The 16,526-nt window shown below is 60.5% G+C and carries 16 protein-coding genes and 1 tRNA gene; 10 read left to right on the forward strand and 7 right to left on the reverse strand.

What is annotated here, in order from left to right; all coding sequences use genetic code 11:
• Positions 1-36: 36 nt before the first annotated feature.
• Positions 37-111, reverse strand: a tRNA-Met gene (locus JK202_RS02695).
• A 203-nt stretch (positions 112-314) separates the two neighbouring features.
• Here JK202_RS02695 and JK202_RS02700 point away from each other — a divergent pair.
• Positions 315-1,520: a mechanosensitive ion channel domain-containing protein gene (locus JK202_RS02700; protein WP_211557809.1), complete on the forward strand. Its 1,206-nt coding sequence runs from the start codon at positions 315-317 to the stop codon at positions 1,518-1,520.
• On the opposite strand, the gene JK202_RS02705 is transcribed toward JK202_RS02700, so the two are convergent.
• Entirely contained in the window at positions 1,512-3,053 is a 1,542-nt protein-coding gene (locus JK202_RS02705; protein ID WP_211557810.1) for an amino acid permease, read from the reverse strand. The genes JK202_RS02700 and JK202_RS02705 overlap by 9 nt on opposite strands.
• A gap of 38 nt (positions 3,054-3,091) precedes the next feature.
• Positions 3,092-3,934: an undecaprenyl-diphosphate phosphatase gene (locus JK202_RS02710; protein ID WP_211557813.1), complete on the reverse strand. Its 843-nt coding sequence runs from the start codon at positions 3,932-3,934 to the stop codon at positions 3,092-3,094.
• 171 nt (positions 3,935-4,105) lie between these two features.
• On the opposite strand from JK202_RS02710, the gene JK202_RS02715 reads away from it, so the two are divergent.
• Positions 4,106-4,570 (forward strand): MlaD family protein, encoded by a 465-nt coding sequence (locus JK202_RS02715; RefSeq protein ID WP_211557815.1) that lies wholly within the window; start codon positions 4,106-4,108, stop codon positions 4,568-4,570.
• A 21-nt stretch (positions 4,571-4,591) separates the two neighbouring features.
• Here the strand turns inward: JK202_RS02715 and JK202_RS02720 are convergent, their stop codons facing one another.
• Complete coding sequence (locus JK202_RS02720; RefSeq protein ID WP_211557817.1) at positions 4,592-5,656, reverse strand: ATP-grasp domain-containing protein; 1,065 nt, start codon at positions 5,654-5,656, stop codon at positions 4,592-4,594.
• A gap of 5 nt (positions 5,657-5,661) precedes the next feature.
• Positions 5,662-6,228, reverse strand: coding sequence for a VTT domain-containing protein (locus tag JK202_RS02725; protein ID WP_211558686.1), 567 nt, complete (start codon positions 6,226-6,228; stop codon positions 5,662-5,664).
• 183 nt (positions 6,229-6,411) lie between these two features.
• On the opposite strand from JK202_RS02725, the gene JK202_RS02730 reads away from it, so the two are divergent.
• Genes JK202_RS02730 through JK202_RS02765 form a run of 8 tightly spaced genes read left to right on the forward strand, consistent with a single transcriptional unit; the run spans position 6,412 to position 14,227 of the window.
• Positions 6,412-7,407, forward strand: coding sequence for a lytic murein transglycosylase (locus JK202_RS02730; RefSeq protein ID WP_211557819.1), 996 nt, complete (start codon positions 6,412-6,414; stop codon positions 7,405-7,407).
• Positions 7,394-8,245: an RlpA-like double-psi beta-barrel domain-containing protein gene (locus JK202_RS02735; protein WP_249199562.1), complete on the forward strand. Its 852-nt coding sequence runs from the start codon at positions 7,394-7,396 to the stop codon at positions 8,243-8,245. The genes JK202_RS02730 and JK202_RS02735 overlap by 14 nt, the downstream gene beginning before the upstream one ends.
• Positions 8,242-9,516: a D-alanyl-D-alanine carboxypeptidase family protein gene (locus JK202_RS02740; RefSeq protein WP_211557823.1), complete on the forward strand. Its 1,275-nt coding sequence runs from the start codon at positions 8,242-8,244 to the stop codon at positions 9,514-9,516. The genes JK202_RS02735 and JK202_RS02740 overlap by 4 nt, the downstream gene beginning before the upstream one ends.
• A 4-nt stretch (positions 9,517-9,520) precedes the next feature.
• Positions 9,521-10,165, forward strand: coding sequence for a dTMP kinase (tmk, locus tag JK202_RS02745; protein ID WP_211557829.1), 645 nt, complete (start codon positions 9,521-9,523; stop codon positions 10,163-10,165).
• Positions 10,162-11,085: a DNA polymerase III subunit delta' gene (locus tag JK202_RS02750; protein WP_211557831.1), complete on the forward strand. Its 924-nt coding sequence runs from the start codon at positions 10,162-10,164 to the stop codon at positions 11,083-11,085. The genes tmk and JK202_RS02750 overlap by 4 nt, the downstream gene beginning before the upstream one ends.
• Positions 11,086-11,115: 30 nt before the next feature.
• Complete coding sequence (metG, locus tag JK202_RS02755) at positions 11,116-12,651, forward strand: methionine--tRNA ligase (RefSeq protein WP_211557833.1); 1,536 nt, start codon at positions 11,116-11,118, stop codon at positions 12,649-12,651.
• A complete protein-coding gene (locus JK202_RS02760; protein WP_211557834.1) occupies positions 12,648-13,433 on the forward strand; it encodes a TatD family hydrolase in 786 nt (261 codons plus the stop codon). Before metG ends, JK202_RS02760 begins: the two co-directional genes overlap by 4 nt.
• The gene (locus JK202_RS02765; protein ID WP_211557835.1) at positions 13,430-14,227 is read left to right on the forward strand and encodes an MBL fold metallo-hydrolase; all 798 of its coding nucleotides are present in this window, start codon (positions 13,430-13,432) and stop codon (positions 14,225-14,227) included. The genes JK202_RS02760 and JK202_RS02765 overlap by 4 nt, the downstream gene beginning before the upstream one ends.
• On the opposite strand, the gene JK202_RS02770 is transcribed toward JK202_RS02765, so the two are convergent.
• Both JK202_RS02770 and JK202_RS02775 read right to left on the reverse strand, forming a co-directional pair.
• Complete coding sequence (locus tag JK202_RS02770) at positions 14,224-14,721, reverse strand: hypothetical protein (RefSeq protein ID WP_211557836.1); 498 nt, start codon at positions 14,719-14,721, stop codon at positions 14,224-14,226. The two genes, JK202_RS02765 and JK202_RS02770, sit on opposite strands and share 4 nt — an antisense overlap.
• Positions 14,722-14,778: 57 nt before the next feature.
• Entirely contained in the window at positions 14,779-16,404 is a 1,626-nt protein-coding gene (locus tag JK202_RS02775; protein ID WP_408872134.1) for a porin, read from the reverse strand.
• Positions 16,405-16,526: the final 122 nt, after the last annotated feature.

A 16,526-nucleotide genomic window follows, 5' to 3' on the forward strand; every position in this document is an offset into this window, starting at 1 on the left:
CGACGGAATGATTTCTTCTATTTTCGGGAAAAGGGATGGTAGCGGTGGACGGATTTGAACCGCCGACCAAGGGATTATGATTCCCCTGCTCTACCACTGAGCTACACCGCCATCCGGCCGGAGTTAACCGGCGTTGTCGCGGGGTTTTAAGGGGGATCTTTCGGGGTGTCAACACGTTAGTCCCGGTAAAATAAGATGTTTTTACGGGTCGCATTGTCCACGGTGCCCATGGCATTTGGAGTATTACGGTTTTCCAATCCATGCGACCGCCTCCGGGTCTTCAATTCCTCTCGATGCAAGGAGTCCTTCATCTGGTGACGCAACACTTCGTCAGCACCCTGTTTGCCATAAGGTCCTACTTCACCTGGCTGCCAGCCTCCATTGTTTCGGTGCTGATGCTCGTGATGGTGGGGGTGCTGGCGTTCTATTGCGGCAATCTTGTCACGACGCAGCTCCTGCGGATCCCTGGCTCCCGCAAGGCTGCGCTGATCCGGCGCATTGTTTCATCCCTGCGCAGGCCTACACGTCTGATGGTGGCGCTGCTGGCCATGTTGTCGGCACTGCCGGCGGCCACGGGCTTTACAGCGGCGCAGGAGGACGATCTTCAACTCTTTTTCCTGTTCCTGTTGATCCTGACCTTCGGGTTCTCGGCCATCATGGTTTTCCGCATAATGTCGGAGGTCTATCTCAACCGCCTGGCGGCGCGCGAGGAGACGGACGACATCATGATCCGCTCGCACCAGACACAGATCCGTGTCCTGCGGCGGCTGACGGAAATCCTTGTGGGGATTGTGACGGTGGCCTCGGCGTTGATGCTGTTTCCGTCCGTCAAGCAATACGGACTGTCGCTGTTCGCATCGGCCGGAGCGGCATCGCTGATTGTCGGTCTGTCGGCGCGTGGCCTGCTGACGAACCTGATTGCCGGTGTCCAGATCGCGCTGACCCAGCCGATCCGTATGGAAGACCTGATTATCATCAATGGGGACTGGTGCTGGGTTGAGGAAATCAACGCGACCTATGTGGTGCTGCGGGTCTGGGACTGGCGGCGGCATATCGTGCCGATCTCGTATTTTCTGGAAAACCAGTTCGAAAACTGGACGCATAATTCCGCGGCCATCATTGGCGTCGTGTTTCTGTGGGTCGATTATCAGGCACCGATGGACAAGATCCGCGAGATGCTGAACGAGATCGTGCGGGGCTGTCCGTTATGGGACGGGCGGGTGTTTGATGTGCAGGTGGCGGATTGCGACGCGCATGTCATGTCCATCCGCATCATCGCCAGTGCGCGCACGGCGCTTCAGAGCTGGGATCTGAGATGTGATATCCGTGAGAAGATCATCGCCCGCATTCGTGATGAATGCCCTGAAGCGCTGCCGCGTTCCCGCTTCTCCATGATGCCCCCTGCAGCGGGTACGCAAGAGCCGTGGGAGCGGATGGCGCCGCCGATCGGCCGTCCGCCGCCGGGAAGCTATATGGGCCCGGGTATGGGCCCCGGAAGTTCGTCGATGTCGTCAGACTGAGGAAGCTTCGGGGCGCATTTTCGAATGACGTCGCCCGTAGAAGACGTAAGTTGCAATGCCCAGTGTCAGATAGGTCACCAGAAGGATCAGTGGGACCGGATTGCCGCTGCTGACGGCATGGATCATATCTGAGACCAGTGGGATGGTCATGACCAGGCAGAATAAAATCCCGAGCCCAGGGGTCGTCCCGATCCAGATCCCCCGGATGCGGATGCCCCCGAGAGGCACACTGAAGGGACGTACGATGTCAGGTCGCGTATTGCGCTGCCAGATGACCGTAAAGCAGACGATCCCGAACGCCGCGGCCGTACCGATAGAGACAAGGTCACTGATGATGTCGATCGGCAGCGTGGCGGTAATAAGGGCGACCACAAAGCCCAGAACGATCGTACCAATCCAGGGAGTGCGGAATTTCGGATGAATGACGCAGAAGATCTGCGGGATTAGCCCGTCGCGGCTAATGGTCAGCAGGACGCGGGACTGTGCGTACATCAGGCCCATCAGAACCGAGCATAGCCCGATTGTCGCACCGATATTGACCAGCAGGGAGAGCCAGGGCGTGTGCATGATCTTCACGGCAATGGCGAGCGGGTCAGGAACATCCAGCTCACGATAGGGCACGATCCCGAGCAGGACGGTAGCGACAATCATGTAAACGATGGTGCAGATCAGCAGGCTGCCAATGATGCCGATCGGGACGTCGCGGGTGGGGTTGCGGGCCTCGGCCGAGGCTGTGGAGACGGCCTCGAACCCGACATAGGCGAAGAAAATGACCGACGCCGCGCGGAAAATACCGCGCACGCCGTAATGGAAGCCACCTTCGCTCGCGGGGATGAACGGATGCCAGTTCGCAGGATTGACTGCCCCGATGCCCAGCGCCACGAATACAAACAGAACCCCGACCTTGAGCGCCACAATCATGGTGTTGATGCGCGCAGATTCTTCAACACCCCGGACTAGCAGTGCAGTTACGAGAAGTGTTGCTGCAAAACCAATCAGGTCGAATCTCCAGCCGGCACTGATCTGCGCCCCGGCCGTACCTGCCACGGGCTGGAGTGTGGCATGCGTCAGTGCCGCGGGCATGTGAAATCCCGTCACGCCCAGAAGGGAGCTGGCATAGCCTGAGAGGCCTGCCGCGACGGCTGAGCAGGAGATCCCGTATTCCAGCAGCAGGAGCCAGCCCACCATCCAGGCCACTCGCTCGCCCATTGAAATATAGGCGTAGGAGTAGGCCGAGCCCGACACGGGAAGGGTCGAAGACAGTTCGCCGTACGAAAATGCCGTGAACAGGCAGGCGAGGGCAGCGATCACGAAGGAAATCAGAACGGAAGGGCCCGCATATTCGGCGGCGGCCGTTCCGGTCATGACATAGATGCCAGCGCCAATCGTGGAACCGACGCCCAGGATAACCAGTTGCGTGGCCGTCAGGCTTCGCTTGAGCCCGTTCGTATCGTTTTCAAACAGGACCTGTTCAAGGGTCTTGCGACGACTGGGGCCCGAAGTGTCCGGAGAAGATTGTATCGAAGCTGGCATGATCCGCAATGTGCCGCGAAAAACGGCGGCTGGAAAGGTCAGAGAAGAATGACGGCACCGGCAAAAAATCCGGCTACGATGCAATAGAGCCCGAAAGGCGTCAGGGCCCAGCCATCATGGTTGCGGAAGAAACGCAGCATGAGCAGCGAGCAGACCAGTGCAGTCAGTCCGGCCACAACGGCGCCAGCAACACATTGCACCATGACATCATGAGAAATCACTATGTGACGCATCTGCCAGGCTTCCCGGACGGTTGCTGCCAGAACGATCGGCTGGGCCATCAGAAGCGAAAAGCGTGCTGCCGTTTCATGGTCCAGTCCCCGCAGAAGACCGCCATTCATGGTTGCGCCCGACCGTGACAGACCCGGTAGCAGGGCAAGACACTGCCAGATGCCGATAATCACGGCATCCTTTGGAGCGAGCGTTGCGATGGGTTTGTGGTCGCGGTGGCCCTTCTGGCGACGGAGCCATTCGGTCGCCATGAGCAGGAAGCCGTTGAGGATCAGGAAGCCTGCAACTGCGAGAGGGGAGCCAAAGACGTTGCGCAGTCGATGCTCCAGAAGCCATCCCACCAATACGGCAGGGATGGTGGCGAGAACCAGCAGTGCGAAGATCCGAATCGCTTCCATCTGACGGTATTTGCCGTAGCGGCCGATGATCCCGCCGAGGATTGCCATCCAGTCCCGCCAGAACACGCCGGCCAGCGCGACCAGCGTCCCCACGTGCAGCATGGTCAGGAATGGCAGAAACATCGGAGCGTGTTCATCCAGATCCCAGTGCAGAAGCGCGGGGAGGAGAACGGCATGACCAAGGCTGCTGACCGGAAAGGGTTCGGTAATTCCTTGGACGACGGCGAGAATAAGGGCCTGAAGAAGCGTCATGGAGCCTGTTTCGGGTGGAAGCCTTCGTCACAAAGGCGGAAAAACAGATCACTTGCCTGATGGTGGCAGAGGACGCAACCTTGCGCGTACTCTTGGTCTTCACCTTGACCGGGCGGTCATGGGAAGACTAACTCCCGTTCTGTTCAAGATTTTCCGGAAGGCGAGGCTGGCATGCAGTCAACATTGAGCGGCCGCGGGGGCGCCATCCTGGCCAGTGGTCTTGTTCTGGCAATTGCCGGAACATTCCTCGTTTATGGCAACGCATTGCGCAAGGGGCCTGATTTCCAGGGCGCCCTGCTGCATGCGGCTTTTAATTCCGCGAATGGCCTCCACGCAGGTGCGAATGTCGATCTCGCCGGTGTTCCGGTGGGACGTGTCGTATCCATCACGCTCGATCCGCGGACACAGATGGCGGATGTGGCCTTTACGCTGGACCAGCGTTTACATCTTCCCGTGGATACGGCTGTGGGCATCGGTGCCCCAACCATGACGGCGGATAATGCGCTGCAGATCCAGCCGGGCCACTCCCGTGAGACTTTGTCCAACGAGGGCAAGATCACCGATACACAGGATCAACTCTCTCTGGAGCAGCAGGTCAGCAATTATATCTTTGGGGGTGGTAAGCTGGGTCAGTAAGACCCTGTTGCCGCACCGCGGTCAGTCGTTCAGCGGATAGGACGCCAGCAGCCGACGCTGCTTACGCCAGGAATGCAACATCGAGAACGCGCCAGACGTCTTCCAGCCGCGTGCCCTGTTGGCCGCACCGATCAGGAAGGTCTGGCGGTAATGGGAAAACTGGGCGCGATAGGCTTCCCAGAGTGTCGTCCGGCGGTCCCAGATATGGGTGGCTTCGGAACCGACGCCATTGATCTCGATGATCCGGAAGTTCTCACCACGGCGCAGATCCTCGATTGAGGCTGCCTTGACGTCCACCCGACCGAAATAAAAGTCCGGGATGTCTTTCATGATGGCGTCCAGACGGTCCGTCAGGGCGTCCGTAGTGTCGGCCCGGCCATCGCGGAAGACGGAACCCTTGCAGTGGTTCCCGGCGAAGACCAGCGACATCTCCTCGCCTTTGGCGAGAACATTTTTTTCCCGCCCTGCCAGACGCGGCAGATAAATCTGCGGAACGAGGCCCATGCGGGGATCACGGAGGATCAGCTCTTCAATCGTGGAGACACCATCGCCCGTCAGGACTGGCGCTTCCTTGTAGGTGATCGAGGTGATGCGGCCATGCGGCTCGTCCGGATGGCGGATGTAGAACAGCCCTGCTTCGACCGGATAGGTAATGAGTTCCTGAACCAGCATGTCCACGTTGTCAGGAAACTGCGGCAGGACCGTTTCGAGCTGTTCGCGGGACTGGACGAGTTTTACGCCCGTGCCGTTGCAGCCGATATCGGGCTTGATAACGACGGGAAAAGAAAGGCCTTTGCGCTCCATGGCATCCAGCGCACGGCGGTCCGAACCCTTGCCGCTACGGAAAACGACATAGGGCGCGATATAGGACTGTGCCGTGGAGCCGCCCATGTCGAGGATCGAAGACTTGCTCTCGCCACACAGGCCGCCGGTTTCGATGCGCGGATTGGCGGCGGTTGAGATGCTGAGATCGCGATATTTGATCCCCATGGCGATCCAGTAAAGGACGATGGGGGTGTAGAAGATGGACCCGGGCCAGAATTCGAAAAGGGAGAGCGGGTTCTGGTCGGCTTCTGAATTGGACATTGCTGTTACTGGCTCACGGTCTGGAGACGGGCGATCAGGCGCCCGACGACGACGATACACAGGACAAACCCCGCCAGTCCGGCCCAGCGCCAGCCGCCCTGATGGGCGAGCAGCCAGCCGCCGACTCTCATGGCGAGCAGGAAAAGACACGTCGTCCACACCAGCGTAGCCAGAACTGCGGTCAGGGCAAAGCGCAGGAACGGCGCACGGAAAAAACCGCATGCTGTGTAGAGCGGAAGGCGGGCGCCGGGCACGAACCGGGAGATGGCGACGATGCGGATGACATTGGCACTGAACCAGTCCTGCGTCCGTTCGCGCTTGGGGAGGGTCAGGAAGCGCCTGAGATAGGGCCATCGCGCGCCGGCAGCCCCAAGGCCATAAAGGCCGAGGTCACCGACCGCGACGCCGACATAGAGCGCCCCCAGAGCCAGCGGAATACTGATGGCGTCTGCACGGGCTGCGACGGCGGAGAGCACCGTTGCCACGTCTTCAAGGATGAAGGTGCCCACAATGATGGTGGCTGCCTTCAGCCAGACTGGCTGGGAGGCCATGGCGGGGCCGATGGCGATCACGAGTGGGGAGGTTCCATGAACATTCAGGCGCCGGTTTCGCACGCCAGCGCGCCAACGACAATCTTGCCCTGCCATATTTCGGTGCGAATGCACTGCCAGACTACCGCCGAGGCTGGCGGTCCGTGCTGTGGATTGCTAGCGTATGCCCTATCATTTTTCCCCGTAAAGGGACTGGTCCTGACCGTGCTTCAAAGACGCCATCTGCTTGCTACCCTGACCTCCGTCGCCGGTTCGGCTGCAATGGGGCTCTCGTCTGCCCGTGCGCAGGCTCCCGCGCAGAGTTATGGCGCTTTTCTCGACAGTGTCCGCACCCAGGCTCTGGCGCAGGGTCTTTCGCCGTCGATCATCTCGCAGGCACTCGCCCTGACCCGCACGCCCAATGCGTCCGTCCTCAAGCTGGACCGGCACCAGCCGGAGTTTACCCTGACCTGGGCGCAGTACCGCGACCGCGTCCTACCGGAGTCGCGGTTTGCGAAGGGACGCAGCGTCTATGCGGCGCAGCAGCCCGTCATGTCTCCCGTCAGTGCGCGTTTCGGATGCGATGACCGCGCCGTCATGGGGATCTGGGGGCTCGAATCGGGTTTTGGTGCGCATGACGGGACATATTCCGTGATCGATGCGCTCGCGACGCTGGCCTATGACGGACGACGCTCGGCATTTTTTCGCAACGAACTCATGAAGGCGCTCCAGATCCTCAATGACGGCGATATCTCCCCCGCAGCCATGCTCGGCAGCTATGCGGGCGCCATGGGGCAGGCACAGTTCATGCCCAGCGCCTATCTGCGCTATGCGGCTGATGGAGACGGGGACGGCAAGCGTAATATCTGGACGTCGGAAGCGGATGTGTTCGCGTCCATCGCCAATTATCTCGGTAAATCCGGCTGGCAGGTCAACGAGCCTTGGGGGCAGGAAGTCACACTCGCCAAAGTGCTCGACAAGGCCGAGATCGGTCGCACCCGTCAGCGGACGCTGGGCGAATGGATGGCGCTGGGCGTGCGTCGCGCGGATGGAGGGGCGTTTTCGCGCCGGGACGTGAAGGGGGCTGTCGTGCAGCCTGATGGTCCGGGGACACAGGCCTTCATGGTCTATCGGAACTTCAACGTGATCCGCCGCTACAACCCGTCGGATTACTATGCGCTGGGCGTCGGGCTTCTGGGGACGGGCATTGTCTCTGCGTAGTTACGGGGCCGCTCTGGCCCTTCTGCCGCTTCTGGGGGCCTGCCATCGCGATGAACAACCCGCGCCGGTCGCCCATCCGCATTATGAACTCGGAGATGCGTGGCAGGGCACGCATGGATGGTTCTATCCCAACGAGCAGTTCGATTATCGCACGACCGGTCTGGCAACGCGCCAGCAGGCGCCCGCTTCGGGTCTGAGCGCTGACGGAGAAGCCTGGTCTGCGGCAGGTATGACAGGCGCACACCAGACGCTCCAGCTTCCGGCGATCGTCAGTGTGCGCAATCTGCTGAACGGGCGCATTGTCCGCATCCGCCTGACGGATCGTGGACCGGCTGATCCGGGACGCATCATAGCACTTTCCCCGAAGGCCGCGGATCTGCTGGGTATGACGGTGGATACGCCTGTCGAGGTCACGGAAGACGAAGCCGCCAGCCGCGCGCTTGCGGAAGGATTGGTTAAGGCTCCCGTGCAGAACATTTCCGCAGCCCCCGTGGGGGAAGTGCGTGAGACCTCGCTGAGTGATGGCTCTTCGCGGGTCTATGGCAACGACTCGTCGGCGGCGACGGCATCCGTATCGGCCGGGCCGTTGCCCGTAACATGGATGCAGGGCAGTCCGGGGCCATCGGGGCTGTATGTCGTGATGGGAATATTTTCCGGCCATGCGGCGGCGGCAGGTGTTGCCATGCGCTGTGGAGGGACGGTTCTGCATGCCTCCGAAGGTGCGGGACTTGAGTGGCGCGTTCTTGGTGGACCCTATTCCGACATCGCACAGGCGGATGCGGCACTGGACCACACCCGCCTGTGCGGGGTAGAGGGCGCGCGGATCATTGTGGAATGACGGCCCGTTGTCTGAAGGCCGTGGAACTGGGGACGAACGTGCGGACTAGACGCTCTCTTTTCGGTGGGGTGGCAGGCATTGCGGCCTGTGCTTCTTTTGCGAGACCCCTGAAGGCGTTTGCGCGCCCGCACCACCATGCGGCCCATGCCGCGAAAGCTGCTGCGGCTCCTGCGGCAGACGCTCCGGTTGGAACACCTGCGAACACGCCCATCGGTCCGTTCGATACCGTGGCGCGCTGGGCCTACGTCGTGGATTACGACACGGGCGCGGTTCTGCTCGACAAGGCGTCTGATGAGCGCATGGCCCCGTCTTCGCTCACGAAGATGATGACGGCCTATATCGTGTTCGGAATGCTGGCCACGGGTCGTATCCGTCTGGAACAGAGCCTGCCGGTCAGCGAAAAAGCCTGGCGCACCCAAGGTTCCAAGATGTTCGTGCCGCTTGGCCAGAGCGTTCTGGTGTCTGACCTGGTCCAGGGCATGCTGATCCAGTCCGGCAATGACGCCTGCATCGTTCTGGCAGAGGGTATTGCAGGTTCCGAAGAACGCTTCGTTGCCATGATGAACGAGGAAGCGCCGAAGCTCGGCGTGATGAACTCCCATTTCGTCAACGTGACGGGCCTTCCGGCAGACGGCCACTTCATGACGGCGCGCGATGTCGCAACCGTGGCCTCGCATCTGATCCGCGATTTCCCTCAGTATTACCATTATTTCGGTGAGCTTGAGTTCACGTATAACCGGATCCGTCAGGGCAACCGGAACGTGCTGGTGGACAAGGGCCTGGCTGACGGTCTGAAGACTGGTCATACCGATGCGGGCGGCTTCGGTCTGTGTGCCAGTTCCAAGCGCAATGGCAACCGCGTCATCGTCGTCATCAATGGCACCTCTTCAAGCAACGAACGCGCTCATGAGGGCGAGCGTCTGATGTCTTGGGCATTTGCGAATTTCGAGAACGCCACGCTGTTCCGTCGCGGACAGGTTGTGGATTCTGCACCGGTCTGGATGGGTGAGCATCGTCAGGTGTCGCTGGTGGCGGGTGCTGACATCGTTATGACGCTGCCGGTCGGCTGGCAGCAGCGGTCGCATATCGCGGTGGATTATGCCTCGCCTGTGATCGCGCCGGTGACGAAGGGTCAGGTCTGTGGGGCGTTGGTGATTTCCGCGCCGAACATGGCCGATATTCGCGTGCCGCTTGAAGCTGGCGAATCGGTTGCAAAACTCGGACTGGTCGCCCGCGCCATGACGCGTCTGGGCCACGGCCCTGCGCAGTAAGGGCATGGCTGGAAAAGGACTGTTCATCACACTTGAAGGCGGTGAGGGTGCTGGGAAATCCACTCAGGCCCGCCTTCTTGCCGAAGCCCTGCGCGCGGAAGGGCACGATGTCCTTCTGACACGGGAGCCCGGTGGGACGCCGGGCGCTGAAGAAATCCGCAACCTGCTGCTGTTCGGAAAGGTCGATCTGTCCTGGCGGGCGGAAATCCTGATGCACATGGCCGCACGATCGGACCATCTCGACAACGCCATTCTTCCCGCACTTTTTCGTGGCGAAATCGTGGTGTGCGACCGGTTCCATGATTCGACGCTGGCGTATCAGGGTCATGGCGTCGGGCAGGGCGCGGCAGAGGTTCTGAAGTTCCTGAACGGTGCGCGGCGTCTCGTGAATCGCGAACCCGATCTGACGCTCATGCTGGAGCTTCCGCGAACGCAGGCGCTGGAGCGTCTCAATGCACGCGGCGGTCAGACCGACCGTTACGAGGGTCAGGCGGAAGCGTTTCACGAGCGTGTTCTGGCGGGGTTCGAGGCGATTGCCTCGGCTGATCCGGCGCGGGTGAAGCGGGTGGATGCCGCCCAGACGCCCGAAGCCGTCAGTGCGGCGCTCCTGCGGGCGGTGCATGACCGTCTTACGGTTCAGGGCGTGTGAGCGATCCGCGGCACACTCTGAATCTGTACGGTCATGGCGAAGCGGAAGCGACGTTTCGGCAGACTTTGGCCAGCGGCAAGCTGCATCATGCCTGGCTGATCTGTGGTCCGGCGGGGATCGGCAAGGCGACGCTGGCCTTCCGTCTGGCCCGACTACTTCTGAAAGCGGAAAATCCGGACTCGTCACAGGCACGGCGCATTGCGGCCGGAACGCATGGGGACCTGCTGGAAATCTCGCGGGCCGTTGACGAGAAAAAAGGCCGTCTGCGCGGCGAAATTACAGCGGCGGATGTCCGTCCGGTCCAGACCTTCCTGCATCATACGGCGACCGAAGGCGGATGGCGCGTGGTGATCGTGGACGGGGCGGAATATCTGAACCGTTTTGCGGCCAACGCATTGCTCAAGATCCTCGAAGAGCCCCCTCCGCGCTGTGTCCTGCTGCTGACGACGTCTTCTCCGGGCGCCCTCCTGCCCACAATCCGCAGCCGGTGCCGGATGCTCACGCTGTCCGCGCTGTCCGATGCGGATATGCGCGCCGCACTCCCTGGCATTTCTGCGGATGTGCTGTCCCGTGCCCACGGATCGCCGGGACGGGCACTCTTTCTGTCGCATGACCGGGATGGGGCGATTGCGTCATTTGTGGCGGAAATCCTTGGCGGACAGGTGCGTGCTTCGGAAACCATGGCCCTGAGCGAACGTATTGCGAGAGAGGCTGAAGGTTTCGCATTGCTCTGCGATTTGCTAGGCGAGGGACTGGCAGACCGTGCGCGCTCGGCAGCGCGGCGCGGGGATCTTGCAAAGGCCGATCTGGCGGCGCGGCAGTGTTCCGAACTGGACACGCTGAGGCGTCAGACCGAAGGCTTAAACCTGGACAAGGCCCAGGCCATCCGTCAGGCAGCGGAACTCGCTGTCGGCAGCTGAGATGGTCCGGGCGTTATGAAACGAGTGGACATGACGCGGCGCTTCACCATCACGACCCCGATCTTCTATGTGAACGGCGCTCCGCATATCGGGCATGCCTATACCTCCATCGCGGCCGACGTTCTGGCCCGCTTCCATCGTCTGAACGGCGAAGACGTGCTGTTTGTCAGCGGGACGGACGAGCATGGCCAGAAGGTCGAGCAGACGGCCGTGGCCAAGGGTATGGACCCGCAGGCCTATGCCGACGAGGTTTCTGCCTCCTTCCGCCAGATGCAGAAGGATATGGCGATCTCGACCGACGAATTCATCCGCACCACCGAAGAGCGCCACAAGGGCGCGGCGAAGGCGCTGTGGGAGAAAGTCGCGGCGAACGGGCATATCTATCTGGGTGCCTATGAAGGCTGGTACTCCACGCGCGACGAGGCCTTCATCGGCGAGGACGAACTGGTCAAAAAGCCCGACGGAACGCTTGTGGCGCCGTCCGGTGCGCCCGTCGAACGCGTCAAGGAGCCCTCCTATTTTTTCCGTCTGTCCGATTTTCAGGACCGGCTTCTGAAACTGTACGAAGACAATCCCGACTTCATTGGCCCCGTCGGTCCACGTCGTGAAATCGAGAGCTTCGTCCGTCAGGGTCTGCGCGACCTGTCCGTCAGCCGCACGAGCTTCAAATGGGGCGTGCCGGTTCCGAACGATCCGGACCATGTCATGTATGTCTGGTTCGACGCGCTGGCGAACTACCTGACGGCAGTAGGCTATCCCGACCTCAACGACCCGCGGGCGAAGTTCTGGCCGGCGGATGTGCATGTCGTGGGTAAGGAAATCGCGCGTTTCCACTGCGTGTACTGGCCCGCCTTCCTGATGGCGGCTGGCATTGATCTGCCAAAGAGCGTCTTCGCCCATGGCTGGTGGACGGTCGAGGGCGAGAAGATGAGCAAGTCGCTCGGCAACGTCCTTGATCCGAAGGCGCTTGCTGACGAATTTGGGCTGGATGCGCTGCGCTTCTTCCTGATGCGCGAAGTGCCGTTCGGTGGCGATTCAAATTTCAGCCGCCGCTCCATGATCACCCGCACGAATGTCGAACTGGCGAACGATCTCGGCAATCTGTGCCAGCGCACGTTGAGCCAGGTGGCTCGGAATCTGAATGGTGTTCTGCCCGCGCGTGGCACGCTGACCGAAGACGATCAGGCCATGCTGGCCATGGTGACGCTGCTGCCCACGATCATGTCCGAACAGATCGAGCGCAAGGCGATTACCGATGCGCTGGAAGAAGTCTGGAAGGTCATCCGTGCGGCCAATTCCTATATTGACCGTCAGGCCCCCTGGGCCCTGAAAAAGACCGATCCGGAGCGGATGGCGGACGTGTTGCGGGTTCTCGTGGACATGATCCGCGGGATCGCAACCATGCTTCAGCCTTTCATGCCGGACACGATGGACAAGATGCTGGTCCAGCTCGGCGTGCAGGACGACGAGCGGACATTCGCCGCTCTTGAGACGCTGATCCCCGCTGGCCGGACGCTTCCCAAGCCGGAAGGTCTGTTCCCGCGCTTTGTCGAGGAAGAAGCATGACAGGACTGATCGATACCCATTGTCATCTGGACAAGCTCGACGATCTCGCACCCGCTTTCGAGCTGGCGCGGGAATCCGGCCTGTCCGGAATGATCACGATTGGGACCCGGTTTTCCAAAGCAGACACGCAGATTGCCCTGACGCAGCATGACACGCCAGATCTGCGGATCTGGTGCGCGATCGGCATCCATCCGGATTATGCGGGTGAGGAGCGTCTGCCGTCGGTTGAAGAACTTGTTGCCAAGACCGAAGCACCTTCCGTCGTGGCGATCGGGGAGACGGGGCTGGATTATTTCCATAGCGGCGATGAAGCCAAACCCGCCCAGCACGCCGCGTTCCGCACCCATATTGCGGCCGCACGCCAGACGGGGTTGCCGGTCGTCATCCACACCCGCAACGCGGATGACGATATGATCGCCATCCTGCGTGAGGAACATGCCAAGGGCGCATTTCCGTTCCTGATCCACTGCTTTGCGTCCGGTCCGAAACTGGCCGAAGCAGCTCTGGACCTGGGAGGCTATATCAGCTTCTCCGGCCTGCTGACCTTCCCGAAATGCGAGGAAATCCGCGAAGTCGCGCGGATGGTGCCGGAAGACCGCATTCTGGTTGAGACGGACAGCCCGTTTCTGGCACCTGTCCCGAAGCGCGGAAAGCCCAACACTCCGGGATATGTTGCCCATACGGCAGCACGTCTGGCGGAAGAACGAGGCGTTTCTCTCGACGAGATCACACGGATCACGACCGAAAACGCGTGTCGCCTGTTTACGAGGATCTCTGCATGAAGGTGACGATCCTTGGATGTGGAGGTTCCGCCGGCGTTCCCATGATCGGGGGCGAGGAGGGGCCGCATACGGGGATCTGGGGTGCGTGTGACCCCGCGGAGCCGCGTAACCGTCGGACGCGCTCCTCGGTCGTGATCGAAGGTGAGGGTGGTTTTCGGCTTCTGGTGGATTCAGGGCCTGATTTCCGCGATCAGATGCTGAACTGCGGTCTGAGCCATGTTCATGCGGTCCTTTATACCCATCCGCATAGCGATCATATCGGTGGTCTGGACGAATTGCGGGCCATCAACCGGGTGATCGGAACGCCATTGCCGCTTCTGGGCACGCAGGACGTACTTGAAGAACTGCGACTACGCTATGCCTATGCATTTGCGCCCTGGAAGGGGCCGGAATTTTACCGGCCGGTTTTTGATGAACGGATCGTCCAGTCCGGTGAGAGGATCACGTTCCCCGGACTGGATGTCCGGATTGTTGAGCAGGGCCACGGTCGGATTACGTCTCTGGGCGTGCGTTGCGGAAGCTTTGCCTACAGCACGGATGTCGAAACGCTTTCGGATGAGGCGCTGTCGCTGCTTGAAGGCGTACAGACCTGGATCGTGGACTGTTTCCAGTATGATCCGCATCCGGCCCATGCCTGGCTCGACCGTGTTCTGGAGTGGCGCGAGCGGCTTGGCGTGAAGCATGTAATTCTGACCCATATGGGCCCCGATATGGATTACCAGACCTTGCGACGGACACTGCCGGACGGTGTCGAGCCGGCCTATGACGGAATGGTACTCGATCTTCCGGCTTAATGCGAAACGCTGGTCTGTATCGGGTTGTCCGTGGCGAGAACAATCCGTCCACCCGGATGCGCGATCGGTTCAGCGGGCGGAACTGATGGATTGGACGGATATTGCGCGCCATCAAACCGCATGCGACTGGTAACAAGGGCAGGGCGTCCATCCGGCAGTGTCCCGGAATAGGAAACTGCGAGATCCTGCCAGCCCTGTGACAGATGAGGCAGGATGCGAACAGGCAGGTGAACCAGCGTCATGCGTGACAGGACCCGCCAGTCATTGCCACTTTTCGTGAGAATGAAGAGCGTGCAGCCTCCCGTTACACCGCACCATTTCCTGTCCCGGGCGTAGACAAGATATTGCCGTGACGTACCGGCTCCGTTCAGCACGACATCCGCTCCGTGATATCGGAATACTCCGAGCCTTGACCCTATCAACTTCTGCATCGTGGTGGCACCTGCCACTCCATGGAGCGCGAACAGGGCGCACAGGACAGGGACGGAAGACATTCTCATCGCAGTCTGCTTTTAAAAAACCGGGCAGGGAAGCTGCCCGGGTTTCCAGGTTCAGAACGTCATCATTGCACCGGCGGACATCGTGTGGTCGCTTTCGTGGGCGCTGCTGTGGGAATCCGATTCCGTATGGGCATATTCGCCCACGATCGTGAACCAGTCCGTCAGGTTGTAATAGATCGCTCCGACTTCAGACTGGTTGCGCCGGACCATGTCCGGATTGTCTTCGCCTGCTGCCTGATAGAGGTTGCTGACACCATAGCTGCCGACAAGCTTGAGTTTGGGCAGGATCTTGTAGGCTGCCTGAACGTAATAGCCTTCGGAATCACGCTTGCGCCCATCGGCTGAGACGCCATCGAAGAAGATGCCAGTCGTGCCGAGGCCGCTGCCATAATAGTAATAGGCCACGCCCTCAAATGGTCCGCGCGTGACCTTCAAGCCAACATCGCCCGCTTCGACCGTTGTGCCCTTGCGGCTATTGGTGCCAAGTGTGGAGCTGGTCAGGTTCTGCTGATGCTGGACGAGGAAGCTGCTCCAGAAACGGGTCGTGAAGCCGGCGATATTGCCGTCATAAGTGACCTTGCCCTGAAGCATGGGTGAACTGTGTTGGGTCGTGGTTGCGGAGATGCCACCACCGGCAAAGTTGTATTCGTCTAGCGGAGTCATGACGCCGACAGAGGCCTGAAAGCCTTTCCATTTCGGCGAGATATAGGTGATCTGCGGCAGCCAGTCGGTATAGACGTAGCCAACGCCAATGCGGCCGAGAGACGTATTGGCAGGGTTGGCGTTGCTGCCGGTGCTGCCAACGCTGAGGAGGGTGGCGTCGTTCAGGATGGCGTCAGACGCAAACAGCGCGATATCACGACCCAGCTTGACCGTACCGAGTTCGTCGGTGCCAGCAGTCATGAAGACCTGACGAAAATCGAGGCCTGCCGTTCCGAGGCCCACCGGGCTACCGCCGGAATTAGCGTTGAATGTGCTCGGGTTGTTGTTGTTGATGCCAGGATACATGCCAAAGACGGCGCCAAGCTTGATCCCGTCCTGCACCGTATTCAGCTTGAGGATCAGACCCCCTGGCAGCAGGCCGTTACGCACGGAAGAGGAGTCGAAACCGCTGCTGCCGGTCGAAACGCCGCCTGCGACCGGACGGCCACCGCTGGGGCTGTTGTAAGTGTAGTAGGCATTGACGAAGCCTGAGATGTTGATGTCGATCTGGCCAGCCTGAATTGTGACGCCTTTGCCTGCAACATACGGCTTCACGCGAACGATGCTGTCCGGGTTGTAAGTCCGTCGTGCTTCCATCAGGGAGTTGCGGGCATCCTGTGCACTGGCAGAAGCGTCCATCGCGGCGCGGCGTGCTGCGGAAACGGCCGCAATGGTTGTCACATCAGGAGGAGCTTCCAGACTGCTACCTTCATTCTGGGGCCCATAGCGCATGTAGCGGTTGCGATGTCGGGAGGGGGCCGAGGCCGAACCATCATCGTCGCGCTGGAGTGAAGGATGTGCGTGATGCTGGTGATGGGACAGCAGCACGTTATATTCGGAGCGGCTCAGGCTCCCTTTGGCACGGAGGATGTCGAGCAGTTCTGTATAATCATCTGCCCTTGCGACATTCGGGAGGACGGAAAGTGCAGCAATGCAGAATGTGCTTCCCAGAAGACTCAGGCGGCACAGGGACATAGATGGCATATGAACAGCCGCTCCCGCGGATATACCGGTGATCGCAATGCGGGCTCTCACCGGTAGAATGGACTACAACGCTTTTCCTAGCGCGAATGGAGACATTCTTCGCAACAATAGGA

Source organism: Gluconobacter sp. Dm-62, from assembly GCF_018256155.1.
GTDB lineage: Bacteria > Pseudomonadota > Alphaproteobacteria > Acetobacterales > Acetobacteraceae > Gluconobacter.